Source organism: Ovoidimarina sediminis, from assembly GCF_032586175.1.
In the GTDB taxonomy this organism is placed as follows: Bacteria; Pseudomonadota; Alphaproteobacteria; order Rhodobacterales; family Rhodobacteraceae; genus Ovoidimarina; species Ovoidimarina sediminis.
This window is the reverse complement of sequence record NZ_JAWHTE010000016.1, coordinates 49,337-76,214: the sequence shown is the minus strand read 5'-3', so window position 1 is coordinate 76,214 and position 26,878 is coordinate 49,337. Positions and strand designations below refer to the sequence as shown.

Here is a 26,878-nt window from a genome sequence, read left to right as displayed (position 1 = left end):
CATTCCCATCGCATCAGTCCCAGCGCTGCATCCTTGCGCAGCCAGCCCGGAAGCGCGGCCTCGAATTGAGACGGCCCGTAGCGGGCGTAGAGCGGTTCAATCGCGTCGACTGTCTGACGGGAAAAACCCAGACGGGCGCTCCGTTCTCGGGCTGAAGGCGGTTGAGCCGAAGTGCCGCGGGATAGTCGCCAAGATCGAGCGTCCAGAGCAGGATCGATTTGCGCGCCATCTCGGCGGTGGCGGAACGGTCGCTTGCGCGGGCGTCCAGCGCATCGGGCCGGTCAAGCAGATCCGTCCAGTCCACCACCGTCTTGCGGCGGATCACCGTGGTCAGCTTGCTGGCCAGTTCCGCGCCGATCTCTGCCTGAAGACCGGGCGGCAAGCCATTGAGATTCATAAGGTGGGCCGCCTCTGCCCACATTCCCGTACGCTCGGCTGTGATCAGCGACTGCATCGTCGCGCGCGGGGTGGAGCGATCGATCCAGTCAGGCGGTTCCGGAAGACCGGAATTCAGCGTTTCGACCTGGTACGCGACGCTGTCATCGGAGCTTTGCGCATGGACGGGCCCGGGTGCGGCGAGGACAGCCGGGATCAGAAGAAGGGCGGCGATGTACCGTATCAGGTGCCAGAAATTCAGTCGATGCATACGCGATAACGCGCAGGCCGCTTCGCGGTTCCCCGAATACCCCCGAACGAGGGTGCGGATGGCGGATTACATGAAGCCGAGTTCCAGCCGCGCTTCGTCCGACATCATATCCATCCCCCAGGGCGGATCCCAGGTGATCTCGACATTCACCGTGCGCACGCCGGGAAGCGGTTCGATGGCTTCGGCAACCCAGCCGGGCATCTCGCCCGCAACGGGACAGCCCGGCGCCGTCAGGGTCATCACCACGTTCACGTCCGCCTCGCCCGAGATGTCGATCGTGTAGACGAGGCCAAGATCGTAGATATTGACCGGAATTTCCGGGTCAAACACCGTCCGGCAGGCTTCAACCACCGTGTCGTAAAGCGGATGGTCGGTGGTCGACGGGCGGATCAGGGGCGCGCCTTCCATCATTTCCTTCGGTTCTACAGTCATTTGCTCGGTGCCGTGGATGAAACTTGACCAAACATATAAGGAATGCGCTCCGGGGCGTCCACCCTGGCGGATAACGTGCCGCAGGCGCTTGCGCCCCGGGGGAGAAGCGGCGTAGGAGCGCGGCCATGACGGAGTTCAGCTTCACGCTCAAGGCCACGGACGGGCAGGCGCGCACAGGTGTGATCCACACACCGCGGGGCGAGGTGCGCACGCCCGCCTTCATGCCGGTGGGCACCGCGGCGACGGTCAAGGCGATGCGGCCCGAAAGCGTGCGCGAGACCGGGGCCGATATCCTGTTGGGCAACACCTATCACCTGATGCTGCGCCCGGGGGCGGAGCGGATTGCGCGGCTCGGCGGCCTGCACCGCTTCATGAACTGGGAGCGGCCGATCCTGACGGATTCGGGCGGCTTCCAGGTGATGAGCCTGGCCGAGTTGCGGAAGCTCACCGAGGACGGGGTGACCTTCCGAAGCCATATCGACGGCTCCCGCCACACCCTGACGCCGGAACGGTCGATGGAAATTCAGCGGCTCCTCGGCTCCGATATCGTCATGGCCTTCGATGAATGCCCGGCCCTTCCGGCGGATCGGGCCCGGATCGAAGACAGCATGCGGCTCTCGATGCGATGGGCCGCGCGCTCGCGCGAGGCGTTCGGCGACCGGCCGGGGCATGCGCTGTTCGGCATCCAGCAGGGCGGGCTTGAACGGGATCTGAGGGCCGACTCCGCCGCGGCGCTGACCAACATAGGGTTCGACGGTTACGCGGTGGGCGGGCTCGCCGTGGGCGAGGGGCAGGAGGCGATGTTCGCCTGCCTCGACTATGCGCCCGGCATGCTGCCCGCCGACAAGCCTCGCTACCTGATGGGCGTGGGCAAGCCCGACGATATCGTGGGCGCGGTGAAGCGGGGGATCGACATGATGGATTGCGTTCTGCCGTCCCGGTCGGGCCGGACGGGGCAGGCCTTCACACGCCGCGGTGTCGTCAATATCAAGAACGCGCGCCACGCGGACGATCCGAGGCCGCTTGACGAGGCCTGCGGATGTCCGGCCTGCCGCGGCTACAGCCGGGCCTATCTCCACCATGTGTTCCGGGCCGGGGAAATCCTGTCATCGATGCTCCTGACATGGCACAACCTTCATTATTATCAGGAGCTTATGGAGGGTATGCGCCAGGCGATCGCCGCAGGAAGCTTCGATGCCTGGGAAGCCGGATTTCACGCCGGACGGTCAGAGGGCGATATCCCGCCTCTCTAGCCCGGCGGCGGATCCGCGAACGAGATGCTCAGGTGCGTGCGGCCTGGTAGGCAAGCGAATGTTCATCGACCCAGTCGAACACCTGGCCCAAGGCCTCCGCCGCGACAGAACCCTGAGCGCGCGCCATAGGAAGCGCGGCAAGCAGAAGGCCGGCACCGCCCACGACGAGCGTGGCCGACAGGATCGGGGACTGGATGAGCGTGTGAGCGAAGCCCGGCATCGTCAGTGCCCCCAAGCCCACCACAAGCCGCATTACTGCAACGGCATCGGCCAGATGCCGCAGGCCGGGCAGGAAGTACGTTGTCAGGCAGGCAGTGAAGAAGACGGCGATCGCATAGGACGCGCCTGCAAAGAGCATGATGGGCACATTCAGCCCACCGACGGTCACAAGGCTGCCGGGAGCATGGGCGTAAAGCGCGGCACCACCGATGAATGAAAGCACTGATAACATTGCGAGGCGCCGACGCTCGCGCTGCAGATATTTTATTATGGGGTCCACTCGATGCCCTCAATTACCATAAATCTAGCGGTCGTGGGGAACTAGGCAACAAGATTTTGGCAATACTTTGCCGACTGTGTGGCAGAAGCATTGAGAAAAGAGTAAAAATGCCACGGTTTTGCCCGTGTTCCGGCGCCTGGCGTCAGGCCAGCGCCTCCAGCGTCCGTGCCTCGTGACGTTTCAGGCTCGGATGACCATGGCTGGGTGCATCCAAGGCGACCGGAACCCGCGCCACCTCGCGCCGTGCAAGCGGATCGAGCGTGGCAAGCCCCACAGGCCCCGGCTCGAAGCTTTCCGACACAAGCCCCGACGTTGTGACCAGTCGATGGCTGTCGAACATCAGGTGCACGTAGGACACGCCGTCTTCGGGCTGGCCTTGCGTGATCCCCGGTCGATGAAGAAGGTGTTTCGCCGCCACAAGCGCCTGCGGCTGGCCCAGCGCCAGCTCCAGCGCCCAGCCTGACACCTGGATCCGGTGATTGGCCGAAATGGTCACCGGGGCAGACGGCACGCCTGGCGCGATGGCGCCCGCCGCGATGGTGATCGGCCGCAGCATCGGTGCCGTATCCATTTCGGCCGCCGTCACCTTGCGCTTGCCCACCCAGCGGACCGCGCGGGGCCCAAGATCGGTCATCACGATATCGCCGGGCGCGATCTCTTCGACGGGGCGGGGGCCCATGGGCGTATCGATCCCGGTTCCCGAGGCAAAACATATTGCGACCGGCGGCGGCGTTTCGTTGACATTCTCAAGCTGGATCGAACCGTTCGGAAAGCCTTCCATCGTCGCGACGGAAACCATCTGATCCGTGAGGAAGTAATACCGCTGCCCGGTGCTGTCGTCGGTGATGACGAGCACCTCTTCACCGCGGAGATCCAAGCCGTTGATGTCGCTGTATTTTCCGGTTAACGGAAGCGTGCCGGTGAATTCGACCGTGAAGGTCGTTTCAACCCCGTCGACGTAAAGGATCGTATCCGGATCGGAAGCCCCGTCATTGTAATCCAGAAGAACATCGCCCCCGTCCGCCGCCTCGAATCGCAATTCGGTGACCGGAACGGTGATGGTGTTCTGCGAGTTGACCGCGCCGTTGTTGGCGGTCGAACTGTCGCCGCGGGCATAGAAGGTAAACGATGTCGGCATGTGATTTTCTGCTCGATGCCATGTGTTTTGACCAACATGTGTGGAGAATTGCGGCGAATTTGGGGCCACTGGCGCGGGCGTGGCGAAAAAAACGGAACCCGTGCACTAGCGCCTTGCAGGCCGCCCCGGTGCGGGGCAGAGTTCACCGCAGAATGAACAGGCGTGGCGCTTGGGTTGAACGGAGGCAGAACAGCCCCATCTCTAAGAGCCAAGACGTGGGGATGCAAAAGGCTGCCGCGAAGCGGGGCCGGGGCCATCCTGCCAAGAACAAGGACTTTCCATGACCGAGCACACAACCCAAAGTTTTCCGGTCCTTCCACTGCGCGACATCGTGGTCTTTCCGCACATGATCGTCCCGCTCTTCGTGGGACGCGATCGTTCCGTCCGCGCCCTCGAGGCGGTGATGGCGGATGACAAGCAGATCCTGTTGTCGAGCCAGATGGATCCCTCCGTCGACGAGCCGACCGCCGACGGCATCTATCGCGCCGGCGTTCTCGCCAACGTGCTTCAGCTCCTGAAGCTGCCCGATGGTACCGTGAAGGTGCTGGTCGAGGGTCGCGCGCGCGTGCGCATCACCGAATTCGTCGAGAACGAGGCTTTCTTCGAAGCCCGTGCCGAGCTTCTGGAAGAGGCGCTTGGAGATGTCGATACGGTCGAGGCGCTGATCCGGTCGGTGGCCGACGAATTCCAGCGCTACGCCAAGGTGAAGAAGAACATCCCCGAAGAGGCGCTCGTCGCCGTCTCGGAAACGCGCGAGCCCGACAAGCTCGCCGATCTCGTAGCGGGCCATCTGGGCGTCGAGGTGGAACAGAAGCAGGAGCTTCTGGAAACCCTGACCGTCGCGGAGCGGCTTGAGAAGGTCTATGGCCTGATGCAGGGCGAGATGAGCGTTCTGCAGGTCGAGAAGAAGATCAAGACGCGCGTCAAATCCCAGATGGAGCGTACCCAGCGCGAGTACTATCTGAATGAGCAGATGAAGGCCATTCAGAAGGAACTTGGCGACGGCGAGGACGGCTCGAACGAGATCGCCGAACTCGAGGAAAAGATCGAGGCTACGAAGCTTTCGAAAGAGGCCCGCGAAAAGGCGGATGCCGAACTGAAGAAGCTGAAGAACATGTCGCCCATGTCGGCCGAGGCCACGGTGGTGCGCAACTACCTTGACTGGATCCTGGCAATTCCGTGGGGCGTGAAATCCCGCGTGAAGAAAGATCTGGGCCGGGCTGAGAAGATCCTCGACGACGATCACTACGGCCTCGAGAAGGTCAAGGAACGGATCGTCGAGTATCTGGCGGTCCAGCAGCGCTCGAAAAAGCTGAAGGGCCCGATCCTCTGCCTCGTCGGCCCGCCCGGCGTGGGTAAGACGAGCCTCGGCAAGTCGGTCGCGAAGGCCACGGGGCGCGAATTCATTCGCATCTCGCTGGGCGGCGTACGCGATGAAAGCGAGATCCGGGGCCACCGGCGGACGTATATCGGCTCCATGCCAGGCAAGATCATCCAGGCGCTGAAGAAGGCGAAGACGACGAACCCGCTGATCCTCCTCGATGAGATCGACAAGATGGGCCAGGATTTCCGGGGCGATCCGGCGAGCGCCATGCTCGAGGTGCTCGATCCCGAGCAGAACAACACTTTCGTCGATCATTATCTTGAGGTCGAATACGACCTGTCGAACGTGATGTTCCTGACCACGGCGAACTCCTACAACATGCCGGGCCCGCTTCTGGACCGGATGGAGATCATTCCGCTCGCCGGCTACACCGAGGACGAGAAGGCCGAGATCGCCAAGCAGCACCTGATCGCCAAGCAGGTGAAGAACCACGGGCTGAAACCGTCCGAGTTCGAGCTGACCGACGACGCGCTGCAGGAAATCATCCGCACCTATACCCGTGAGGCGGGGGTGCGGAACCTCGAACGCGAAATCGCGAAGCTCGCCCGTAAGGCGGTGACGAAGCTCGTGAAGAAAGAGACCGACAAGGTCACCGTCACTCCGGACGTTCTGGAAGAGTTCCTTGGCGTGAAGAAGTTCCGCTATGGCCTTGCGGAGAAAGAGGATCAGGTCGGTGTCGTCACCGGTCTGGCCTGGACATCCGTGGGTGGCGATCTTCTTTCGATCGAGGCGTTGCGCCTGCCCGGCAAGGGCCGGATGAAGACCACCGGCAAGCTGGGCGACGTGATGAAGGAATCGATCGACGCGGCCTCAAGCTTCGTGCGTTCGATCGCGCCGTCGATCGGGGTGAAGCCGCCGAAGTTCGACACGATGGATATTCACGTCCACGTGCCCGAAGGCGCGACACCGAAGGACGGCCCGTCGGCAGGCGTCGCGATGGTGACGTCGATCGTCTCCGTTCTGACGCAGATCCCGGTCAAGAAAGACATCGCGATGACGGGCGAGGTTACCTTGCGCGGCAATGTCCTGGCGATCGGGGGCCTGAAGGAAAAGCTTCTGGCGGCCCTGCGCGGCGGCATCAAAACGGTGCTGATCCCGGAGGAAAACGCCAAGGATCTGCCGGAAATCCCGGACAACGTGAAGGACGGGCTGAAGATCATCCCGGTCTCGCACGTGTCGGAGGTTCTGAAGCACGCCCTTGTCCGCGAACCCGAGCCCATCGAATGGGACGAGGCGGCCGAGGAAGCGGCGGCCGCGGCCCGCGCGGCGGACGTGGCCAAGGACGATGGCACGCAGACCGTGACGCATTAAGCGCGGATGCCAAGCCACTGAAAAAACGGCGCCTTAGGGCGCCGTTTTGCTGTTCGGAGGGGGCCTTAGCCCGTCTCACCATGAACCACGATGGTGAAGCCTTCGTCGGGCGACGGCGGCACGAAGTTGCGGGAAAAGCGGTGAAACAGATCCTCGGTCACCGCAAAGGCGTGCGTGCCCTCCGCATTCCGTTTCCGAAGCCGCGCGAGGCACAGATCATCGGGAAGGTCGAACAGGTGAAGCTCGTGCGCGGCCCCCGTAAGATCCAGGATCTTCCGCATCCATTTTCGTGTCTCGGGCGTGTTCGCCGGGAAATCGAGCACCACCGAAACCCCCGCATTCAGAAGCGCCGCGACATGCGGCCCCATGATCTGCCGAAGCTTCGCCGAACAGCGGACATAGTCGGCGCCGGTCGACATCTGATCCGTAAAAAGCGTGCTCAGCCATGCGTCTTCCGAGATCAGAACCGTGCCCTCGCGACGCGCAAGCTTTGCGGCGAGGGTGGATTTGCCGGATGCGATTTTCCCGCACAGCATGTGCAGGGTCGGGGGGGTGACTGTCATGAGGAAAGACCCGGAGTGGCGCATTTCGCGCGGTTGAACACAAGGGAATGGTCGCCCGGCCCGACGTGTCAGGCCGGGGTGCTAATTCGCCTCTGGCAGCGTGCGGCGCGGGATCTGGCGACATGGGTCATGCCCGTCTGCTGGCACATCCGGGCCCCCGGTGTCCAGCCCGGCAGGGCCTCACGCGATCTTTGAAGTGACAGGGCCGGGCCGGCGGAGGATGATGGGCCATCCGCACCGATCGAAAGCCCCGCCCATGCGCCCCATCCTCGCCCTTCTGCTTCTTGCCGCCGCCATGCCCGCCGCCGCCCAGAACGGGCCGCCGCCCTTCGCGAGCTTCGCCGGTGCAAGCGCTCCGGTCCTCGGCGATCCGCATGACCTGACCTTCGGGCCGGACGGCAACCTCTACATCGCCGACAAGCTCAATGACCGCGTCGTGCTGATGGATCCCGAGACGCTGGAAATCATCGGCTCCATCGGTGATGGCGCGCTGTCGCAGGCCCGCGATGTCTCTTTCGGGCCCGACGGGCGGCTTTACGTCGCCGCCACGGGGCTGAGCGGCGTCGTGGTCTATGACATGACGGAAAACCGCCCGGTCAGCGAAGGCATGCTCGGCCCGTTCCCCAACACCGAAGGCGCGCTCGCCCATTCGAACGGGCGGCTTTATGTCATGGCCTCCGGCACGGGCCAGCTTTTCGCCGTCGAGGGCGACAGTGTCGTGGCCACCGCCGACGGGTTCTTCGGCGCGCATGACGTGGAAGAGGCGCCTGACGGCTCGATCTGGGTCGCCGACAATCGCGCCCGCCGCCTCGTCCGGCTCGATCAGGATCTGAACGAGCTTCAGGTGCTGGCCGCGCTGGAATACCGCTTTCAGGGCCCGCGCTACATGACGATCGATCCCGACGGCCTTCTGATCGTGGCCGATCAGGAGGCGCACCGGGTGCTCAAGATCGATCCGTTTTCCGGCGCGCTTCTGGGCGCGATAGGCTCCGGCACCCCGGGGGAAGGGCCGAACCTTCTCGACGATCCCGAAGGCGTGACGATGCGCGGCAACGCCTTCTACATCTCGGACAGTGACAACAACCGGATCGTGAAATACATCGTCGTCACCAATTGAAAACGCGGCCCGCGGGGCCTTGCGAAGCGCATCGCTTGGCGGTAAGAGACCGGGCCTCGGGGGCGATTAGCTCAGTGGTAGAGCGCTTCGTTCACATCGAAGATGTCGGCAGTTCGAATCTGTCATCGCCCACCAGTCACACCGCAAACGCGCCCCTCTCAACGGGGCGCGTTTTCGTTTGTGCAGGGCGCGCGCCGGGCATCGAGCGCATCGGCGCGCCGCATTGCCTCGACTTCCGCCTCCACCGCCCGGCACAGCGCGCCGCAGGCCCGCTCGGGCGCGAAAATCGCCAGAAGGGATCTCACGCCTACCATGGCGTCACATCCTTCCGGATCAGGGGGCGCGGCGGCAGGCCAAGGTCACGGGCGCGGTGCGGGTCGGACAGCGCGGCCTCGAGCGCGGCCTGCCCGCGCCGATTTTCCCGAAGCCGCTCGAGCGCGTGGGCGAGATCGTGAAGGGGATGTGCCATGGAAACCTCCTTTGAGTGGCGAATCGTATAGTCAGACGCTAGTTCCTCAAGTGAACTTGAGGTAAAGAGGAAATCTCCCGATGCCCAAACCGAATGATCTGAGTGTCGGCGCCTTCGCCGACCGCGCGGGCGTGCCCGTCTCGACCATCCACTATTACGAAGCCGAGGGGCTGATCGAAAGCTGGCGCACCCCGGCCAATCACCGCCGCTACGACCGCCGAGAGTTGCGCAGGGTGGCGATCGCCCGCGTGGCGCAATCGGTCGGTGTGTCTCTGGCGGAGGTGAAGGCGGTGCTCGACCGGATCCCGCGCGGCAAGCCTGTGAGCGCCGATGACTGGGCCCGCGCCGCGGCACCCTGGGCGGCGCTTCTGGACGAACGCATCACCCTTCTCACCCGCCTGCGCGAGCAGATGGGGTTCTGCATCGGCTGCGGCTGCCTTTCGCTTGAAAGCTGCCCTCTCTACAACCCCGGCGACAGGCTCGGCGACAGGGGCCCTGGCGCCCGCCGCTGGACAGGCACGGCAGAGGAACGCGCCACACCGCCCGGCTGAGGCTTGCACAGGCGCGAAACCCGCGCTATCCCGCGCGCAGTCGGGCGATTAGCTCAGTTGGTAGAGCGCCTCGTTTACACCGAGGATGTCGGGAGTTCGAGTCTCTCATCGCCCACCAGGTTTCCTGATCGAAAGTTTGGAGAGCAGCCATGCTTGATTGCAAGGCAGCTGCACCACTAGTCTCTGAACAGTTGTTTTTCTACATTTCGACGGAGATTACCCTGACACCGGACTTTAACACCGCCCGTCACATTGCCGAGGCCCATTGCGCCGCATGGACCAATCGCGATCCCAATGCCGTTTCCTTGCGGTATGCAGAGCAAACGACCATGGGTATGAACGGGGGAGAACCCTTGGTCGGCCGGGCCGAGATTGCGGCGATGGCCGCTGGCTTCATGGCGGATTTTCCCGACCTTGTCCTGACGCTCGACTCGATCCTGGTTGCCGACCACCACATGGTCTACGCGTGGACATTTGACGGTCACCACAAAGAGACGAAACGCCATGTGCGCTTCTCGGGCTGGGAGGAGTGGGATCTCGATGACAATCTGAAAGTCACCAAATCCCTCGGTTGGTATGACGCTGCGGATTACGAGCGGCAGGTTGCTGGAGATTGAGCGTTTTCGGAACAAACCCGAGGCCGATTCGCGCCGTCATCTACGGCGTCGGCGAAATGGGATCGATTGTCACGCGGCTCTTGCTTGATCGCGGAGTGGAGATCGTCGGGGCAATCGGTCGGAGTGAGACGAAAGTTGGCCGGGACCTGGGGATCGTTGCGGGTATTGAACGCCCTTTGGGCGTGACCGTCGAGGCAAATGCGAAAGCGGTTCTGGGCCGGGATGCGGATATCGCGGTTGTCTGTGTCGGCAGTTACCTCGAAACGATGCTGCCGCATTTCATGACCTGTCTGGAAGCCGGTGTGAATGTTGTCACCATCGAGGAAGAGACGGTGTTCCCCTGGACGAGCGCGCCGGAGCAGGCCGAGATGCTTGATGCAGCGGCAAAGGCCCATGGTGTGACGCTGGCTGCTTCGGGCGCGCAGGATGTCTTTTGGCTGAACCTCGTTACGACGCTTATGGGGGCGTCGCATCGGATCGAGCGTGTCGTGGGGCGTTCGGTCTGGAACGTGGACGACTATGGCCCCGAAGTCGCGAACCATCTTCGGATCGGTATGCCGCGCGCGGAGTTCGAGGACTACGTTGCCGAGAGCGGCTGGCCCGAATTCGTGGCACGCCAGACGCTGGAGGCTATGGTCGCGCGCCTTGGTCTTACGGTCGAAAGGGTGACCTCCACGGTAAGCCCCATTGTACTGGATACGCCGATTGCTTGCCGTGCTCTGGGAAAGGATGTGCCGCCCGATGCATTGATCGGAACAGTTGATACGACTGTGCTGACGACGGCGGAGGGACCCACGTTCGAGTTCAGCATGGAGGGCCGGATTCACCGTGAGGGCGAGACCGACAGCAATAAGTGGCAGGTGTTCGGAGAGCCCGATCTGCATCTGAGGAACGACCGGGTTCCGACGCGGTTCATAACCTGCTCGACCGTGGTGAACAGAATTCCCGATGTCATTGATGCGCCTCCCGGGCTTATGTCCTTGGACAAGCTTGGTCCGCCTGGTTATCAGCATGAAATGACGACGCGTTGAGGGTGCCCCGGTACCTGCGGCCCTGACAGCGCAATCCACATATTCCTTGACAGAATCATAACCGAGGCGCAGGGACCGTTTTGCTTCGGTCCGGGCGGTTGCCCGGTGAAAAGGGAACGCGGTCCAATGCCGCGACTGCCCCCGCAACTGTAGGCGGCGAGCGAGGTTGATGATGCCACTGGGGTGCAACATGCACCTTGGGAAGGCCAGCCCGCGCTGTGACCCGCAAGTCAGGAGACCTGCCGAAGAGATCACCCAGTCCGGGTGCGGGGTGCGCCGGCGGCTACGGATCCTCCGTTGTGGTGACGCTTCACCGTCGGAGGAAAGTGCATCTTTCCAATGGCTTGATTAATCGAGCGGATCCGTCCGCCGAAGCACTATGGGGGCATAGATGCACCAACTCTTCAAAGCGGGCCTTGCCACGCTTCTTCTGTCCACGTCCGCCCTGGCACAATCCGGCCCGGCCTTCGAACTCGACGAAATCATCTTCACCGCCAACGCCGGTACGACCGAGGCGGAACGCGCGGGCTTTTCCGTCGAGGTGATCGAGGGCGAGGAACTGACCGAGGCGGGCGACCTGCAACTGACCGATTTCCTCAAGCGCCTTCCCGGCATCGCGCTGTCGCAGCAGGGGCCGCAGGGCACCGCGGCCGATATCCGCATCCGCGGCGCCCGCTCGCGCTATGTCTCGGTCTATGTCGACGGCATTCTCGTCACCGACCCGTCGCTCACCGAAACCCAGTTCGACGATTTCGGCGGGCTCACCACGTCCGGCGTGCGCCGGATCGAGATCCTGCGCGGATCGCAGGGCGCGCTTTACGGCGGTACGGCGGTGGCCGGCGTCATCAACATCTCGACCGTCGCGGGCGACGAGGCGCCAGAAGGGCTGAGCCAGACCGCGCGGATCGAGGCCGGAAGCCACGGGACGTTCAGCGCCGACTATGCGATGACCCAGCGGACGGGGGACACGATCCTGTCCTTCGGGATCAGCCACGCCCAGTCCGACGGGTTTTCCGCCGCCGACGAGGATCAGGGCAATACCGAGGCCGACGGCTTCGACCGGACGCGGATCACCTTCGGCGCCCAAACCGCAGTGACCGAGGCGTTGACCCTCGGCGTGAACGGCTTCGTCGAAGACGGCAGTGCGGAATTCGACGATTTCAGCTTCGTCGCGCCCTTCCTTCCGATCGACGGCACCCCGGACGACGAACAGCAACGCGAGGCACAGGGCCTGCGCCTCTGGGGCCTGTACGAGGCGGGGGCGTGGGAGCATGAATTGTCGCTCTCCCGCTACCGGGTGCGCCGCGACAGCACCAGCGGGGGCTTCACCAGCACGTTCGACGGCCGCCGCCTTGCCGCGGATTACCGGGCGACGGGCCAGGTCTCCTCGGCGGTCAAACTCAGCTTCGGCTTCTCGGCGCAGGAAGAAGACGCGCGCTACGCCAACACGCCTGGCGGGCAGACGACGGTGCGCACGAACGGCGCCTTCGCCGAGGCCGTGGTGGCGGCGAGCGATGCGCTCGACATCACCGGCACCGTCCGCTTCGACGACCATTCCGAATTCGGCGGCGAGGCGACGGGGCGCCTCGGGTTTGCCTACCGTCCGGGCGCACGCACCGTCATCCGGGGCGCTGTCTCCACCGGCTACCGGCCCCCCTCGATCGACGAACTTTTCGGCGATTACCTGATCTTCAACTTCATCGGGAACCCGGCGCTCCAGCCAGAGGAAAGCCGCAGCATGGAGCTTGGGGTCGACCATATCTTCGCCAACGGCGCCACGCTCAGCGCCACGGTCTTCGCTCTCGATATCGAGAACCTCGTGACGTTTCAGTTCGGGGCGCCGTCGACGCTGATCAACGTGCCGGGCACCTCGCACCGGCGCGGGATCGAGATCGCGGGCAGTTTTCCGATCGGCGAACGCGTGACGCTGAACGGCGCCTACACCTATACCGATGCCGAAAGCGCCACCGGCGCCCCGCTCGCGCGGGTGCCCGAACATGATCTCGTCCTCGGGATCGAGGCGATGCTGACCGACGAGCTGACGGCGACGGCAACGATGCAGCACGTCACCGGGCTGATCGATGCAGGCACGTCGCTGTCGGATTTCACGGTCGTCGACGCCCAGATCGCCTATGAGTTCCGCGAGGGGCTCGAAGCCTACCTCCGGGTGGAGAACGTGACCGACGAAGCCTACCAGACGATCCTTGGCTACGGCACATCGGATCGCGCGATCTATGTGGGGCTGCGTGCCAGCTATTAGGGCGATATCCCTGGCGCTTGCGGCATGGCTCTTTACGGGCCTTGCCGCAGGGGCCGAAACGCCGCCCGGCCGGGTGGTGTCGATCAACCTGTGCACCGATCAGCTTGCGATGATGCTGGCCGCCCCCGGCCAGCTTGTGTCCGTCTCCTATCTCGCACGCGATCCCATGAGTTCGGCCATGGTCGCGGACGCCGCGGCCTATCCCCCGAACCGGGGGCTAGCCGAAGATGTGTTCCTCCTCCAGCCCGACCTCGTCGTGGCGGGGGCCTGGACGACGCCCGCGACGGCCGCGATGCTCGAACGCCTCGGCGTTCGGGTGGAACGCTTCGGGATCGCGGCGACGCCGGAGGAGATCACGGGGCAGATCCGCCGCATGGGCGCGCTTCTGGGCCGGGATCCGGAGGCGGAGGCCATGGCGAACCGTTTTCTCGACGACGTGGCCCGCCTCGCGGCCAGCGCCGCGGCGGCGCCGCGGGGCAGGGCGGCCACCTACCACGCCAACGGATTCACGTCCGGAACGGGGGAGCTCAGCGACCTCATCCTCTCGCTCGCGGGATACCGGAACATTGCGGACGAGATCGGGCTTTCCACCGGCGGGCACCTGCCGCTTGAAACGCTGGTCCTCGCGGTCCCCGATCTTGTCGTGACGGGCGAACGCTTTCCCGGGGTGTCGCGCTCGGAAGACGTGATGGGGCATCCGTCCCTCGATCACCTCGCCGCACGGGCCGAAACCGATGCGGGCTGGGTCTGCGGCCTGCCGCACATCCTGTCCGCCGTCGAAGGGCTCAGGGAATGACCGCGCGGAGCGGCCTGTTCCCGGGCCTTGCCGCCCTCTGTGTCCTGCTCTTTTTCGGCTCGCTTCTGATCGGTCCGGCGGGGATCGGCCCGGGCGCGGCCCTTTCGGCCCTTTTCGCGGGTGGCGATGATCCGCTCGCGCTTGTGATGCGCGAGATCCGCCTGCCGCGCGCCCTTCTCGGGCTACTGACCGGCGCGAGCCTCGGGCTCGCCGGGGCCGCGATGCAGGGATACCTCAGGAACCCGCTGGCCGAGCCGGGGCTGATCGGCGTGTCGGGCAGCGCATCCCTCGGCGCGGTGATCGCGATCCATACCGGGCTTGCCGGGGCCTTCACGCTGGCGCTTCCGCTGGCCGCCCTTCTCGGGGCGGCGGTCGCGGTGCTTCTGATCCTGATCCTCGCGGGGCCGCGCGGCGGCTCGATCACCCTGATCCTCGCGGGCATCGCGATCAGTGCGCTGGCGGGCGCGCTCACCTCGCTTGTCCTCAACCTCTCGCCCAACCCCTTCGCGGCGGGAGAAATCATCTTCTGGATGATGGGATCCCTCGCGGACCGAAGCTTCACCCATCTCTGGATCGCGCTTCCCTTCGTTCTGATCGGCGCGGGCCTCATCGCCACCACGGCCCGCGTCCTCGATGCCCTGACGCTTGGCGAAGACGCGGCGGCCGCGATGGGGCTTGGCCTCGCACAGGCGCGCCTTGCGCTCGTCTTCGGCGTCGCGGCTTCCGTCGGCGCGGTGACGGCGGTGGCGGGTGTCATCGGCTTCGTGGGGCTCGTCGTCCCGCATCTGCTGCGCCGGGCCGTCGGCGGGCGGCCCTCGGCCCTTCTGCCGGCCTCGGCACTTGGCGGCGCGGCCATGGTGCTGTCGGCCGATATCGCCGTGCGGGTGATCCTGCCGCACGAGGATCTGAAGCTTGGCGTCCTCACGGCCATCGTCGGTGCGCCGCTCTTCCTGCACCTGATCTTCAGAACCCGGCGGGAGACGGCGGTATGACGCTTCTCACGCTGGAAAACCTTCTCGTCATGCGCGGCCCGGTCCGCATCGTCGACGGGGCGAGCCTGAAGATCGGCGCGGGCGAGGTCGTTGGCCTCATCGGGCCCAACGGTGCAGGGAAGACCACGCTGATGCGCGCCGCGCTCGGTCTCCTGCCGTCCGAGGGCCATGCTTCGATCGCGGCCCTGGCTCCGGCGGCGCGGGCGCTCGCGGCCGCCTGGCTCCCCCAGGGGCGCGAAATCGCCTGGCCCGTGGATGTGGAAACGCTGGTGGCCCTGGGGCGCATGCCCTGGCGCCCCAGAGGATCGGCCCTGAGCGAGGCCGACAAGGCCGCGGTGGATCGGGCGCTCGGCACCATGGGGCTCGAGGCCTTCCGCCACCGCCCGGCAACCGAGCTTTCCGGGGGAGAGCAGGCCCGCGCCCTCATCGCCCGGGCGCTCGCGCAGGAGGCGCCGCTTCTTCTTGCTGACGAACCGATCGCGGGGCTCGATCCCGCCTATCAGCTTGGCACGATGCGCGCCTTCGGCGACATCGCGCGCGCGGGGAAGGGCGTCTTCGTCTCGCTTCACGATCTGCCGCTTGCGGCCCGCGCCTGTACCCGGCTCGTGCTTCTGGAACAGGGCCGGATCGCCGCCGACGGCCCGCCCGCCGATGTTCTGACACCGGATAACGTGGCCCGCGTCTTCGGCGTGGCAGGCACGTTCCGCGACGGCGCGTTCCAGGTGACGGAGCTTTGCCCATGAACCGCTTCCCGCCAGACCGCATCGTCTGCCTGACAGAGGAGACGGTCGAAACCCTCTACCTCCTGGGAGAGGAGGCGCGGATCGTGGGCGTCACGGGCTACGCCGTCCGCCCGCCCCGCGTGCGGCGCGAAAAGCCCCGGGTTGGGGCCTTCACCTCGGCGGATGTGCCGAAGATCCTTGCGCTCGAGCCCGATCTCGTCCTCACCTTCTCCGATCTTCAGGCCGATATCGCGGCGGAGCTGATCCGCGCAGGCGTCGCCGTCCACGCCTTCAACCAGCGCGGGGTCGAGGGCATTCTGGGCATGATCCGCACCCTCGGCGCACTGGTCGGGGCAGGCGACAGGGCAGAGGCGCTTGCGGCCTCCTTCGAAGCGCGCCTGGCAGATTGCGATCGCATGACGCCCGCCTCGCCTCCCCGCGTCTATATCGAGGAATGGGACGATCCGCCGATCTGCGGCATCCGCTGGGTTTCGGAACTCGTCGAACGCGCAGGCGGGCGGGATGTCTTCGCCGACCGCGCCCGCGCGCCGGATGCGAAATCCCGGATTCTCGACCCCGAAGAGGTCATCGCGGCCGCGCCCGATGTCATCCTCGCCTCATGGTGCGGCAAGAAGGTCAGGCCGGAACGCATTGCGGCCCGGCCCGGCTGGGATAGAGTGCCAGCGGTCAGGGAAGGGCGGATCGTCGAGATCAAGTCGCCCCTCATCCTGGCCCCGGGGCCCGCGGCGCTGACCGACGGGTTCGATGCGATCCGGGCGGCAATTTGGGGTAGTGCGCCATGGACCTGATCGAAGGATCGGCGGGAATGTTCCTGTCACGCGGCGGCCCGGTTCTGTGGCTGATCGCGGCGCTGTCTGTACTGACGCTCGCCCTCATCCTCTGGCGGCTCTGGCGGTTTCTGCGGATGGGGGCCTGGGCGGGATCGGATGTCGATCCGGCGATTTCGGCCTGGGTCGCGGGCGATCTGGTGGGGGCGGAGGCGCTTCTGCGCGGCAAGCGCGGGCTGCGCGCGCGGGTGGCGCGGGTCGCAATGGCGCTCCGCCGCGACCCGAAGCTGGAAGACCGCGACGCGCGTGAAGAGGTGACGCGCCTTGCCCTGGCGGAACTGCGCGAGGCGCGCGCCGGGCTTCGCACGCTCGAACTCATCGTGCAGGTGGCGCCGCTTCTTGGCCTTCTAGGCACCGTCCTCGGCATGATCGAGGCGTTCCAGACCCTTCAGGCCTCCGGCAATCAGGCCGATCCCGGCGCGCTCGCCGGCGGGATCTGGGAGGCGCTTCTGACCACCGCCGCGGGCATGGGTGTCGCCATCCCCGCCGCCATGGCCGGCGCCTGGTTCGAAAGCATCGCCGAACGCATACAGGCGGATATGGAAGACGTGGCCACCGTCGTCTTCACCCGCGGCCCCGCTCAGGGCGGCGGCCAGAAGGGGATCGGCTGATGTTCGCCTTCGGAATACCCCGCACCCGCCGCGGCGTCAGCCTGACGCCGATGATCGACGTGGTGTTCCTGCTGCTCGTCTTCTTCATGCTGGTCGCGCGCTTCGGGGTGGAACGCCCGGTGCCGGTGTCGCTCGCCACCGGCGGGGCAGGCTGGGAGGGGCCGCCGCGCCTGGTGGAGGTCGGCGCCGGGGATCTGCGGCTCAACGGTGTCACGATGGATCTGCAACCGATGCTCGTCGACCTCGTCCGCCTGACCGAGAGCGGCGACGATCCCATCGTCATCCGGCCCGATCCGGGCGTCGACCTGCAGCGCCTTCTCGATGTCATGGATCTGATGGACCGCGCCGGGTTCACACGGCTTGCAATCGTCGAGGCGCGCCCATGAGGTTCGTACCCGCCTCCCGCCGCCGGCCCGTGCGCGAGGCCGTGGTGCCCATGATCAACGTGGTCTTCCTCCTCCTGATCTTCTTCCTCATGTCCGCGGTGATCGCCGCGCCGCCACCGCTCGACGTGTCTCTGCCGGCGTCGGAGGCCGGCGGGGATGGCCGGGCCCCGGGCGACGGGCTGACGATCGATGCGGGCGGCACGATGGCCTTCGGCGATCTGCGGGGCGACGCGGCCCTTGACGCGGCGGTCACGGCCTCGGGCGAGGGCGTGCTCGATCTGCGGGCCGATGCCGGGCTCGAGGCGGTGAAACTCGCGCGCCTTCTTGTGCGTCTCGCCGAGGCGGGTGTGCTCGAAACCCGGCTTCTTACGGTGACGCCGTGAGGGGGGTCGTTGAAACGGCCGTCTTCGTCGGCCTCGCGGCCGCGGCCCATGCCGCGGTGATCGTGGCGGTCGCGGAAAGCCTGCCCGGTGTGCCGCCGACGGCGGGGGCAGGGGGCGAGAGCGGGATCACCCTTGCGGCCCTTCCGGGGCTTGCCGAGGCGGTCGCCGACTGGGACACCGCGCCATCCGCCACCACCGAGACGCCCATGCGCCAGGCGGCGCCCGCCCAAACCCTGGCAGAGGCGCCCGGCATCGTCGCCGACGCCCCGGCACCTTCCGCCGCGCCGGCCATGCCGCGTACCGACAGTCCGCCAGACAGGGCAGAGATCGCGCTTCCCGCGGCCCTGACCGTCCGGCCAGAGCTTCAGGCCATTCTGCCCGCCCCGCCTGCTCCTGCGGTCCCCCTCGCGGAAGCGCCCCTGGCGCTGCCTGCAGCCGAGGCGCGCCCTCTGTCCTTCGGCGCAGGTACAAGACTGGCCGCGATGACGCCACCCGGCAGCACCCCGGCGGCCCCATTCCCGCCCGAACCGTTCCGCGCGCTTCCCGACCGCGCCACCGCGGCCCCGCTCGCGCGCCCTGCCTTCCGGGCTGCCGGAACCGGCGAGGGCGCCGTCGCGGGCCGGGCGGCCACGACGCTCTTGCCCGAGAAAGCCTCGCAAGACGCCGTGTCTTCGAACCCCGCGCTCATCGCCCGCTGGGGTGCGGCGATCGGCGCCCGCATCGAAGCCCGCAAGCTCAGCCCGCGCGGCGACTGGGCCCCCGGCCGCGCCGCCCTGCGCCTTGTCGTCGCCCGCGACGGGCGGGTGCAGTCAGTCAGCCTCGTTCAATCCGCGGGCGATCCGCGCCTCGACAAGGCGGCGCTGTCGGCGGTGCAGCGCGCGGGCCGTCTGCCCCCCGCGCCCGAGGGCTTCGCGGCCCCGACCGCCACCTTCACGCTTCCGGCAAGTTTCACCCGCTAGGCCCGCAAGCCGGCTCCGGGCTTGCGCGGGCCTTTGCCTCCCGCTCTAGTGGGGGAAACGGACGGGGAGCGCGCGGCCATGCATCTTTTCCAGGAATACGAACGGTTTCTGACCTTTGCCGGCGTTGCGGTCCTGACCGTGGTCAGCCTCGCGCTTCTTGGCGTCAGCACCTGGTTCTGGCTTCCGGCCCTCGTGTTCGGCGGGCTTACGCTTGTCGGTGTCTACGACGTCACGCAGCGCAAACACGCGATCCTGAGGAACTACCCCGTCCTCGGCCACATGCGCTTCATTTTCGAAGGCATCCGGCCGGAGATCCGCCAATACCTGATCGAAAGCGACCGCGACGAAGAACCATTCTCCCGCGAAGACCGCAGCCTCGTCTATCAGCGCGCCAAGGGACAGGAAGACAAACGCCCCTTCGGAACCCAGGCGCGCGTCTATGATGCGGGCTATGCCTGGTTTACCCACTCGATCCAACCCAAGCACCTGAAATACAAGGAATTCCGGGTGAAGATCGGAAACGAGGATTGTGCCCGGCCCTATGACGCCTCGCTCTACAACATCTCTGCCATGAGCTTCGGCGCCCTCTCGGCCAACGCCATTCTCGCGCTGAACACGGGCGCGAAGATGGGCGGGTTCGCCCATGATACGGGCGAGGGCGGGGTCAGCCGCTACCACCGCGAAGGCGGCGGCGATCTGATCTACGAAATCGGATCGGGCTATTTCGGCTGCCGCACGGCAGAGGGGGCGTTCGACCCCGAACGCTTCGCCGACACCGCCGCCCTCGACCAGATCAAGATGATCGAGCTGAAGCTCAGCCAGGGTGCGAAGCCCGGCCATGGCGGCATGCTTCCCGCTTCGAAGATCTCTCCCGAGATCGCCGAGGCGCGCGGCGTGCCGATGGGTGTCGACTGCATCTCGCCGGCCGCCCATTCCGCCTTTTCGACACCCATAGAGATGATGGAGTTCTTGGGGCTTTTGCGTGAAAAATCAGGCGGCAAGCCGGTGGGCTTCAAGCTTTGCATCGGCCACCGGCGCGAATTCATGTGCATCGTCAAGGCGATGATCGAAACCGGCATCGTCCCCGATTTCATAGTCGTCGACGGCAAGGAGGGCGGCACGGGCGCCGCCCCGCTCGAATTCGCCAACCACGTGGGCATGCCCCTCGTCGAGGGGCTGACCTTCGTGCACAACACCCTGCGCGGCGCGGGCCTCAGGGACAAGGTGCGCATCGGCGCGGCGGGCAAGCTGATCTCGGCCTTCGACATCGCGCGCGCCTTCGCCCTGGGCGCCGACTGGGCGAACTCCGCACGCGGGTTCATGTTTGCCGTGGGCTGCATCCAGGCGCAGGCCTGTCACACCAATCACTGCCCCGTGGGCGTCGCCACGCAGGATCCGATGCGCATGCGTGCGCTCGATGTCACCGACAAGTCGCACCGCGTGGCGCGATTCCACAAGAACACGCTGAAGGCGCTGGCCGAGATGGCGGGGGCGGCGGGCCTCGACGACCCGCGGGATTTCCAGCCTCACCACATCATGCAGCGCGAGAATTCCGGCGAAATGGTCACCGGAAACGAGGCCTTTCCCTACCTTCCCGAGGGCTTTCTGATCCGGGGCGAAGAGGCCGGCGGGGGCTATCTCGACCGCTGGACGCGCGCGGATCCGCGGAGTTTCGCGCCGCCGGAATAGGGGAAAATGGGCCGGCTCATCCAATTCTTCACCTGAAGCAGCCAAACAGTCGCGCGAGGTGGGGCACCGCTCCGGGGCCTCTTCTGTCAGGTCGGGATCGCGCGTGTTCAACAATATCAGCATCGGCGTAAAGCTCCCCCTGGTGATCGTGCTGATCGGTCTGATCTCCATCCTGGGGGCCGAGGCGATAGCGACGGCGAACACCCGTGCGACCATCATGGTGACGGGCGAAGACCGGCTTCTCGCGGTTGCCGAAAGCCGCGCGACCGAGGTGCGGCGCGAACTCGATGCGATCCGGGCCGATCTGAAGGGTATGCGCGAAAATCCGGTGATCCTCGATGCTGCGCGGGCCTTCGTCACGGCTTGGCAGTTGCACGGGCCCGATGCGCGTGACGAGCTCCGCCGCCTCTATCTAGACGATAACCCGAATCCGCAGTCGCAGCGCCTTCAGTTCAACGGCGCCGATGACCGGTCTGCCTACAGCCTCGTGCACCTGCGGTATCATCGCTTCTTCCGGGCCAAGACCCAGGCGCAGCGGTACAAGGACATTCTGCTGATCGCGCCCGATGGGCGGATCGTCTATTCGGTCGCGAAGACCGAGGAATTCGGAACCGACATCGACGATTTTCCTGTCGGCCAGGCGGGGCTCGTCAGGGCCGTCCGGCTTGTCCAGGGCGGCACGATGGACGAGGTCATGACCGAGTTTCTGATCGATCCCGCCGCGCCGGGATCGCGCAGCGCGATCTTCGCGCTTCCGGTGACCAGCCCGTTCGGCACGGTCGAGGCGGTGTTGGCGGTCAGGGTCTCAATCACGCGGATCGACGAGATCATGCAGCGCCCGGCGGGCCTTGGGCGCACCGGGGAAGCCTTCCTGACCGATGCCTATTCAGGACGGATCAGCGTACTGCGCAGGGTGGCCCCGGCGCTGACCGGGCGCATTCCGGCGCCCGATGCCGAACGCCGCAATCTCGGGCGCGGCCGCCAGATCATCGTGCAGGAAGGGCCGAATGGGGCCGGGATCGTCAGTGCCCATGTGCCGCTTGATATCCTGGGGCGGTATTTCGGCGTCTATGTGCAGCAGGCCAGGGGCGAGATCCTCGCACCGGCCGAGGTCTTGCGCGACAAGATGCTGGTTGAAGGCGCGATGGTTCTGTCGCTCGTCACCATCTTCGGCGTGCTTCTGGCAAGGGGGATCAGCCGGCCGCTTCTGCGGGTGGACGAGGCCATGGGGCTGGTGGCCTCCCGCGATTACCTTGCCGATATTCCCGACCGGCGCCGGAATGACGAAATCGGCCAGATCGCGCGGCGACTGGACAGTTTCCGCGCGACCCTGCTTGAGGCGGAAAGCTACGAACGCGAGATCGCTTTCAAGGGCGCGGCTTTCGAGCAGAGCCCTGCCGCGCTCATGCTTGTCGATGCCAATCTGACAATCATCTATGTGAATGCCCGCATGATCGCCTTCCTGCGGGCCCATCGCATCGCCCTGGACAGGCATGTTCCCGACTTCACGCCCGAACTTTCCATCGGCCGCCCGCTTGAATTGCTGTTTCCCGGCAGCCGGTCCGTCCGCGGCCGTCTGGAAGAGGCCGAGCTGGTGACCGAGCACCTGCAACTCGGCTCGGCGCATCTCCAGATCGATTGCGGGCTGATCCGCGACTCCCTGAGGGAAGTCGTGGGCATGCTGTTGTCCTGGACCGACATCACGGACCGCCAGAAGCAGAACGCCCTGTCGCAGGTTCTCGAAACGCAGACACCGCTTGCATCCTTTTCGCCCGATGGCCGCCTTGTCGAGATGAATGCGCCGTTTCGGGCCCTCGCGGGGCCGGACCGGTCTCTTGTGCTCGGCACCCATTGGGACCACATCCTGAGCGCCTGGCCTGAAGAGCCGGACGCGCCGCAGTTCACGGATTGGGCGGATCTCAAATCGGGGCTGAACGGCGATGCCGCGTTTCGAATTGCACCGAAGGGAGGGCAGGACGCCGATACAGCGCGCGTCGCCCTCCACCGGGTGCGGGATATCGATGGCAGGCTTCAGAGCCTGATCCTTGTCTTTGTTCCGGAGAGGAAACCGTCCTGGTCGCTCGTCTCACCGGATCTCGGGCCGGCCTGGCCCTATGCCGCTGGAGAGGGACGCACATGACCGTAATGACACAGCCGCCGCGGACCGTCCTGCTGGTCGACGACAGCCGGACGATCCGGGCCCTTCTCAGGGCCACGATCGAGGCCGATCCAAGACTGACCGTTGTGGGGGAGGCCGCGGATCCTTACGAGGCCCGCGAAAAGATCAAGGCGCTCAGTCCCGATGTGATAACCCTCGATGTCGAGATGCCGCGCATGAACGGGCTCGAGTTTCTGGAGCGCCTCATGCGGCTCCGGCCGATGCCGGTGGTCATGGTGTCGACGCGTACGAAGGAGAAATCGGCGGATGCCATTCGCGCCATGTCGATAGGTGCGATCGATTGCGTCGATGTGGCGCGCGTACAGGCCGATCCGATCCTGCGGTCGCGCCTCGTGGAAACGATCTATTGCGCGGCCGGCGCACGGGTCGTTGCGCGCGGGCAGGAAGCGGGCGTGACGGATGGCACCGCATCCGGATCGGTTCAACTGCCCGATGCGCCGTTCCGATGGAACGGGCGCACCGTCCTGATCGGCAGTTCCACGGGCGGCGTGGATGCAATCGAACGCGTTCTCTCCCCCCTTCCGGCGGATGGCCCGCCGGTCTTCATCGCACAGCACATGCCAGAGGCGTTTCTGCGCAGCCTTGCCCAGCGGTTGAACAGCCGCATGGCGCCGGAGGTGCGGATCGCCGAAGGCGGCGAGACCCCGCGCCAGGGGGAAGTGCTCTTTGCGCCGGGCGGGACGCATCACCTCGAGATCACGGGCCGCAGCGTACCCCGCACCCGCCTCGTCCCGGATGACGGGGAGGCGCTTTACGTGCCGTCCGTCGACCGGCTGTTCGGTTCCGCCACGCAGATGGCGTCGAACGTGCTTGCGGTGATCCTGACCGGTATGGGACGGGATGGCACGGAGGGCATGCTGGCCCTGAAGGCGTCCGGTGCGGTCACGCTTGCGCAAAGTGGGGAAACCTGCGTGGTCGACGGGATGCCGCGCGCCGCCCGCGATTCCGGCGCGGTTGATCGGATCGTTCCGCTTGACCGGATTGGCCGGACCATACTCGAGCTCACGTCCGCCAGAGCCCGGTCCTCTACCGGGCGGGAGGGCCAATGACGACACGGCTGGGAGCCGGCACCACGCGCGTTTACATAGCCCAGGGCGAGCAGGCGATCGGGGATCGGCCCGACCACGTGATCACGACCATTCTTGGCTCCTGTATCGCAGTCTGCCTCTGGTCTCCGGATCAGAGCCTTGGCGGCATGAACCACATTCTCCTGCCCGAAAGTCCGGGGCGGGATATCGCGGCGCGCGGCGCCGGTGCCTGTTCGATGGAACGTCTCGTGAATGCCTTGATGAAATGCGGCGCCGATCGCGGTGCGCTCCGTGCCAAGGTTTTCGGGGGCGCGTCGATCGTGGCGGGGCTGTCCGATATCGGGGAGCGGAATGCGAAATTCGTCTTCGAGTATCTGGAAACCGAACAGATTCCCTGCCTTGCGAAGAGCACCGGCGGGCAACGCGCCCGCCAAATCCGATTCTGGCCGGCGACGGGTCAGGTTCAGCAGCGTTTCGTCCGACCCGACGAGGCGCCGGCATTACAGACCGGGCCTGTCGAGAGAGCAAATGGGCTCGAATTGCTCTGACCCCTGCGTCCTGGAAACGCCAAGACCCTGGTCGCTTGCCACGGATCCCGAGATCGGAATCCAAGCAGAGCGGTGCCGTCTGCCGGGGTGCGTTGGGTGAGGCGAAAGGTCATGTCCCACCGCTGTGACGACTGATCCGGGCCGGCCTGGAGCTTCTTCCCGGCCCCGCAAGGCCCGTCCGAGTCACGTCTTCTCAAGATGTCCAGGCCGGCCAACTCCTTATGCCGCGTCGCGGGCCGAATGAACACGCATGGTTTTGAGAATGCCGCATCTGACCGGGCGGGCCGGTGCTTTCAGCTGTCCAGGCGCTGAAACGCCGCGGGCTCACCTTCGAGCGTCGCACATCCGGCCCGGGCCAAACCAGAGCCGTCGTGCAGAAGCCGTTCCGAGAGGCTGTCCAAGACGACCGCGTCTCGCAATTCGGAAGGATCCACACGTATCCCGTCAGGCAGTCTGCCGACCAGGAAGGTCGCAAGATCCGCCAGTCGGCGCAAAATCTGCGAAATGCGATCGGCGCTCTGAATGTCACGCAACGTGGTCGCGTCAAGCCGTACGCCGTCTTCGCCGACAAGGGTGCCAATGACCTTCTGCAACGCATCGCTGTCATCGGCAAGCTGCTCGATTTCTCGTGCCATCCGGCGCAGCACATCCTCCAGTGCGACCTCCGCCGGGCTTAAGGTGGCACCCGGCGGTATATGCTTGTTCACGCTCACTAGAGGCGCCCGACGATCGCTTCGATCGCGGCCTTCAGATCCGCTGGCTGGAACGGTTTCTTTATGAAATTGTTCATCTTCAGCGCGCGCCCCCTGTCGATCACGGCGGCAACGGCGCGGCCGGTAATCAAAAGAAAGCCGATGCCGGCAGTGCGCGCGCCGCCGCGAAGCTGCTCAAGCAGCGCAAGCCCATCCATTCCGGGCATATTGTAGTCCGAAATCACGAGATGCGCCGGCGATGCCTCGAGGGTTTTCAAAGCGCTCGTCCCGTCAGAAGCAGTCGCAATATTGCGAATGCCCAGACTCTCGAGCGCTTGGGTGATCAGGCCGCGGCTCGTTGACATATCATCAACCACAAGTACACGAAGCTGGTCGCGAAAAGCCATGGGTTACTCCTTGTGAGGCAGATTGGAAAACGAGGTCATCGTCGTCTTGCGATAGCTGGTGACACCAGATGGTGTCAGGCCAAGCGTCTCGGGATCGGTCACACGCTCGGAATGGCCGAGAAACAGCCATCCGCCCGGAAGCAGTGCCTCTGCGAAGCGGGGCCACAGCTCTCGCTGGGTTTCGTCCGAGAAGTAGATCACGACGTTCCGGCAATATATCGCATCGAACCTCTGGCGCATCGGCCAGGTCTCGATAAGGTTGAGGGCGCGAAACGTGATGAGGCGGCGGATTTCCGGGCAAACCGTCACATGTTCGGGGCCGTCAGGCTGTAGAAACGCACGCCGCAACCGGTCAGGAACATCCGCTATCTGGCGGGTTTCATAGCGGCCCTTGAGCGCGGTCGACAAAACGACCCGGTCTATGTCGGTGGCGAGAATACGCAGGTCGGCATCCCCCAGATCGGGCCAGCGATCCAGAAGTGTCATCGCGATGGTGTAGGGCTCCTGGCCGGTCGAACAGCCCGCAGACCAAAGGCGTATCGCCTCGCCCGACTGCGCCTTTGCCTTAAGGTCCGGCAGGAGCGTATTGGCCAGCGTCTCGAAATGATGTGCTTCCCGAAAGAAGTGCGAAACATTCGTCGTGAGGGCCGAGATCAAGTTCAGGCGTTCCGATCCATCGCCGGCACCCTCCACCTCGTCGAGATATGCCGTGAAGGAGGAATGGCCGGTAGCGCGCAAGCGCCGGCTCAACCTCGACTGCACCATGGATCGCTTTGCGTCCGGAATGGAAAGGCCGGCTTCGCGCTGTGCAAGCCGACGCACCCGGTCGAACTCTCTTTCGCTGAGCTCCGACCCGGCCGCGCCGTCGGATCGTGATCCCACGGCCCCTTCGGTTCCGGTTCTGGGGAATGGGCCGTTCACGCCGCGACATCCTTTGGAGAGGGCAGAACCATCGCGAGATCGAGGATGCGGATCATGCGGCCGTCATGGATCGTCAGGGCTTGAACGAACCCCTGATCCCGGTCGGCATCCATTTCCGGCGGAACCTGCAGGTGTTCGCGCGGGAACGAAAGAATGTCAGAAACCGCATCGACCCGCATGCCCATGTTTCGGCCGTGCACATCGACAACGATGATCACGTTGCGCTCCGTGGGCTCTTCGGCATCCAGGCTCAGACGCAGGGCAAGATCGATCACCGGAAGCACCGCGCCCCGGAGGTTGATCACACCCCGCACATAGTCGGGCGCATGGGGCAGCGAGGTCGCCCGCGTCCAGCCGCGGATCTCGCGCACCGACATGATGTCGACCGAGTACTCGTTCTCTCCGATCCGAAAGGACAGGAGCTCAACTTCACTCTGGTCGGACAC

The 26,878-nt window shown here is 65.5% G+C and carries 30 protein-coding genes, 2 tRNA genes and 1 riboswitch; of the genes, 21 read left to right on the top strand and 11 right to left on the bottom strand.

What is annotated here, in order from left to right; genetic code table 11:
* Nucleotides 1–13: 13 nt before the first annotated feature.
* Together RXV90_RS17405 and RXV90_RS17400 are read right to left on the bottom strand one after the other, a co-directional pair.
* Nucleotides 14–646, bottom strand: coding sequence for a hypothetical protein (locus RXV90_RS17405; protein WP_316650176.1), 633 nt, complete (start codon nucleotides 644–646; stop codon nucleotides 14–16).
* 66 nt (nucleotides 647–712) lie between these two features.
* On the bottom strand, nucleotides 713–1,078 hold the full coding sequence (locus RXV90_RS17400) for an SUF system Fe-S cluster assembly protein (RefSeq protein WP_316650175.1): 366 nt from the start codon (nucleotides 1,076–1,078) through the stop codon (nucleotides 713–715).
* A 125-nt stretch (nucleotides 1,079–1,203) separates the two neighbouring features.
* Here RXV90_RS17400 and tgt point away from each other — a divergent pair, with 125 nt between their 5' ends.
* Nucleotides 1,204–2,331, top strand: a complete 1,128-nt coding sequence (gene tgt / locus RXV90_RS17395; protein WP_316650174.1) for a tRNA guanosine(34) transglycosylase Tgt — start codon at nucleotides 1,204–1,206, stop codon at nucleotides 2,329–2,331.
* Nucleotides 2,332–2,359: 28 nt separating this feature from the next.
* On the opposite strand, the gene RXV90_RS17390 is transcribed toward tgt, so the two are convergent.
* Nucleotides 2,360–2,773 carry a hypothetical protein gene (locus tag RXV90_RS17390; RefSeq protein ID WP_316650173.1) on the bottom strand — a complete coding sequence of 138 codons (414 nt, stop codon included), beginning with the start codon at nucleotides 2,771–2,773 and terminating at the stop codon, nucleotides 2,360–2,362.
* A 199-nt stretch (nucleotides 2,774–2,972) separates the two neighbouring features.
* Complete coding sequence (locus RXV90_RS17385) at nucleotides 2,973–3,968, bottom strand: Hint domain-containing protein (protein WP_316650171.1); 996 nt, start codon at nucleotides 3,966–3,968, stop codon at nucleotides 2,973–2,975.
* Between the two features lie 280 nt (nucleotides 3,969–4,248).
* On the opposite strand from RXV90_RS17385, the gene lon reads away from it, so the two are divergent.
* On the top strand, nucleotides 4,249–6,663 hold the full coding sequence (lon, locus tag RXV90_RS17380) for an endopeptidase La (protein ID WP_316650170.1): 2,415 nt from the start codon (nucleotides 4,249–4,251) through the stop codon (nucleotides 6,661–6,663).
* A gap of 65 nt (nucleotides 6,664–6,728) precedes the next feature.
* On the opposite strand, the gene RXV90_RS17375 is transcribed toward lon, so the two are convergent.
* Entirely contained in the window at nucleotides 6,729–7,226 is a 498-nt protein-coding gene (locus RXV90_RS17375; RefSeq protein ID WP_316650168.1) for an AAA family ATPase, read from the bottom strand.
* A 256-nt stretch (nucleotides 7,227–7,482) separates the two neighbouring features.
* Here RXV90_RS17375 and RXV90_RS17370 point away from each other — a divergent pair, with 256 nt between their 5' ends.
* Together RXV90_RS17370 and RXV90_RS17365 are read left to right on the top strand one after the other, a co-directional pair.
* Entirely contained in the window at nucleotides 7,483–8,343 is an 861-nt protein-coding gene (locus RXV90_RS17370; RefSeq protein WP_316650167.1) for a Vgb family protein, read from the top strand.
* Nucleotides 8,344–8,403: 60 nt separating this feature from the next.
* A tRNA-Val gene (locus RXV90_RS17365) sits at nucleotides 8,404–8,478 on the top strand.
* A 23-nt stretch (nucleotides 8,479–8,501) separates the two neighbouring features.
* Here RXV90_RS17365 and RXV90_RS17360 read toward each other — a convergent pair.
* Together RXV90_RS17360 and RXV90_RS17355 are read right to left on the bottom strand one after the other, a co-directional pair.
* Nucleotides 8,502–8,657, bottom strand: a complete 156-nt coding sequence (locus RXV90_RS17360; protein WP_316650166.1) for a hypothetical protein — start codon at nucleotides 8,655–8,657, stop codon at nucleotides 8,502–8,504.
* Nucleotides 8,651–8,812: a hypothetical protein gene (locus RXV90_RS17355; protein WP_316650165.1), complete on the bottom strand. Its 162-nt coding sequence runs from the start codon at nucleotides 8,810–8,812 to the stop codon at nucleotides 8,651–8,653. The genes RXV90_RS17360 and RXV90_RS17355 overlap by 7 nt, the downstream gene beginning before the upstream one ends.
* A gap of 80 nt (nucleotides 8,813–8,892) precedes the next feature.
* Between RXV90_RS17355 and soxR the strand changes: the two genes are divergently transcribed.
* The 17 genes from soxR to RXV90_RS17270 all read left to right on the top strand — a co-directional run bounded on the left by soxR (nucleotide 8,893) and on the right by RXV90_RS17270 (nucleotide 24,412).
* Nucleotides 8,893–9,363: a redox-sensitive transcriptional activator SoxR gene (soxR, locus tag RXV90_RS17350; RefSeq protein WP_316650163.1), complete on the top strand. Its 471-nt coding sequence runs from the start codon at nucleotides 8,893–8,895 to the stop codon at nucleotides 9,361–9,363.
* A 42-nt stretch (nucleotides 9,364–9,405) separates the two neighbouring features.
* Nucleotides 9,406–9,481 (top strand) — tRNA-Val (locus RXV90_RS17345).
* Nucleotides 9,482–9,512: 31 nt separating this feature from the next.
* On the top strand, nucleotides 9,513–9,980 hold the full coding sequence (locus tag RXV90_RS17340; protein ID WP_316650162.1) for a DUF1348 family protein: 468 nt from the start codon (nucleotides 9,513–9,515) through the stop codon (nucleotides 9,978–9,980).
* Nucleotides 9,977–11,011 (top strand): NAD(P)H-dependent amine dehydrogenase family protein, encoded by a 1,035-nt coding sequence (locus tag RXV90_RS17335; RefSeq protein ID WP_316650160.1) that lies wholly within the window; start codon nucleotides 9,977–9,979, stop codon nucleotides 11,009–11,011. The genes RXV90_RS17340 and RXV90_RS17335 overlap by 4 nt, the downstream gene beginning before the upstream one ends.
* Nucleotides 11,012–11,080: 69 nt before the next feature.
* A riboswitch (cobalamin riboswitch) is annotated at nucleotides 11,081–11,272 on the top strand.
* A 130-nt stretch (nucleotides 11,273–11,402) separates the two neighbouring features.
* A complete protein-coding gene (locus RXV90_RS17330; protein WP_316650159.1) occupies nucleotides 11,403–13,271 on the top strand; it encodes a TonB-dependent receptor plug domain-containing protein in 1,869 nt (622 codons plus the stop codon).
* Nucleotides 13,258–14,067, top strand: coding sequence for an ABC transporter substrate-binding protein (locus tag RXV90_RS17325; protein WP_316650158.1), 810 nt, complete (start codon nucleotides 13,258–13,260; stop codon nucleotides 14,065–14,067). The genes RXV90_RS17330 and RXV90_RS17325 overlap by 14 nt, the downstream gene beginning before the upstream one ends.
* Nucleotides 14,064–15,059 (top strand): FecCD family ABC transporter permease, encoded by a 996-nt coding sequence (locus tag RXV90_RS17320; protein ID WP_316650157.1) that lies wholly within the window; start codon nucleotides 14,064–14,066, stop codon nucleotides 15,057–15,059. The genes RXV90_RS17325 and RXV90_RS17320 overlap by 4 nt, the downstream gene beginning before the upstream one ends.
* Nucleotides 15,056–15,802, top strand: coding sequence for an ABC transporter ATP-binding protein (locus tag RXV90_RS17315; RefSeq protein WP_316650156.1), 747 nt, complete (start codon nucleotides 15,056–15,058; stop codon nucleotides 15,800–15,802). Before RXV90_RS17320 ends, RXV90_RS17315 begins: the two co-directional genes overlap by 4 nt.
* Nucleotides 15,799–16,590, top strand: coding sequence for a cobalamin-binding protein (locus tag RXV90_RS17310; RefSeq protein ID WP_316650155.1), 792 nt, complete (start codon nucleotides 15,799–15,801; stop codon nucleotides 16,588–16,590). Before RXV90_RS17315 ends, RXV90_RS17310 begins: the two co-directional genes overlap by 4 nt.
* Entirely contained in the window at nucleotides 16,581–17,240 is a 660-nt protein-coding gene (locus RXV90_RS17305) for a MotA/TolQ/ExbB proton channel family protein (protein WP_316650154.1), read from the top strand. Before RXV90_RS17310 ends, RXV90_RS17305 begins: the two co-directional genes overlap by 10 nt.
* On the top strand, nucleotides 17,240–17,626 hold the full coding sequence (locus RXV90_RS17300) for an ExbD/TolR family protein (protein WP_316650153.1): 387 nt from the start codon (nucleotides 17,240–17,242) through the stop codon (nucleotides 17,624–17,626). The genes RXV90_RS17305 and RXV90_RS17300 overlap by 1 nt, the downstream gene beginning before the upstream one ends.
* A complete protein-coding gene (locus tag RXV90_RS17295) occupies nucleotides 17,623–18,009 on the top strand; it encodes an ExbD/TolR family protein (protein WP_316650151.1) in 387 nt (128 codons plus the stop codon). The genes RXV90_RS17300 and RXV90_RS17295 overlap by 4 nt, the downstream gene beginning before the upstream one ends.
* Nucleotides 18,006–18,968, top strand: a complete 963-nt coding sequence (locus RXV90_RS17290; protein ID WP_316650150.1) for a cell envelope integrity protein TolA — start codon at nucleotides 18,006–18,008, stop codon at nucleotides 18,966–18,968. Before RXV90_RS17295 ends, RXV90_RS17290 begins: the two co-directional genes overlap by 4 nt.
* A 78-nt stretch (nucleotides 18,969–19,046) precedes the next feature.
* A complete protein-coding gene (locus tag RXV90_RS17285; RefSeq protein WP_316650149.1) occupies nucleotides 19,047–20,657 on the top strand; it encodes an FMN-binding glutamate synthase family protein in 1,611 nt (536 codons plus the stop codon).
* A gap of 103 nt (nucleotides 20,658–20,760) precedes the next feature.
* A complete protein-coding gene (locus tag RXV90_RS17280; protein ID WP_316650147.1) occupies nucleotides 20,761–22,797 on the top strand; it encodes a PAS domain-containing protein in 2,037 nt (678 codons plus the stop codon).
* Nucleotides 22,794–23,885 carry a protein-glutamate methylesterase/protein-glutamine glutaminase gene (locus RXV90_RS17275; RefSeq protein WP_316650146.1) on the top strand — a complete coding sequence of 364 codons (1,092 nt, stop codon included), beginning with the start codon at nucleotides 22,794–22,796 and terminating at the stop codon, nucleotides 23,883–23,885. Before RXV90_RS17280 ends, RXV90_RS17275 begins: the two co-directional genes overlap by 4 nt.
* Entirely contained in the window at nucleotides 23,882–24,412 is a 531-nt protein-coding gene (locus RXV90_RS17270) for a chemotaxis protein CheD (protein ID WP_316650145.1), read from the top strand. The genes RXV90_RS17275 and RXV90_RS17270 overlap by 4 nt, the downstream gene beginning before the upstream one ends.
* A 293-nt stretch (nucleotides 24,413–24,705) precedes the next feature.
* Here the strand turns inward: RXV90_RS17270 and RXV90_RS17265 are convergent, their stop codons facing one another.
* Genes RXV90_RS17265 through RXV90_RS17250 form a run of 4 tightly spaced genes read right to left on the bottom strand, consistent with a single transcriptional unit; the run spans nucleotide 24,706 to nucleotide 26,878 of the window.
* Nucleotides 24,706–25,119, bottom strand: a complete 414-nt coding sequence (locus tag RXV90_RS17265) for a hypothetical protein (protein ID WP_316650144.1) — start codon at nucleotides 25,117–25,119, stop codon at nucleotides 24,706–24,708.
* A gap of 5 nt (nucleotides 25,120–25,124) precedes the next feature.
* Nucleotides 25,125–25,511, bottom strand: coding sequence for a response regulator (locus RXV90_RS17260; RefSeq protein ID WP_316650143.1), 387 nt, complete (start codon nucleotides 25,509–25,511; stop codon nucleotides 25,125–25,127).
* A gap of 3 nt (nucleotides 25,512–25,514) precedes the next feature.
* The gene (locus RXV90_RS17255; RefSeq protein WP_316650142.1) at nucleotides 25,515–26,432 is read right to left on the bottom strand and encodes a CheR family methyltransferase; all 918 of its coding nucleotides are present in this window, start codon (nucleotides 26,430–26,432) and stop codon (nucleotides 25,515–25,517) included.
* Nucleotides 26,429–26,878 (bottom strand): chemotaxis protein CheW, encoded by a 450-nt coding sequence (locus tag RXV90_RS17250; protein ID WP_316650141.1) that lies wholly within the window; start codon nucleotides 26,876–26,878, stop codon nucleotides 26,429–26,431. Before RXV90_RS17250 ends, RXV90_RS17255 begins: the two co-directional genes overlap by 4 nt.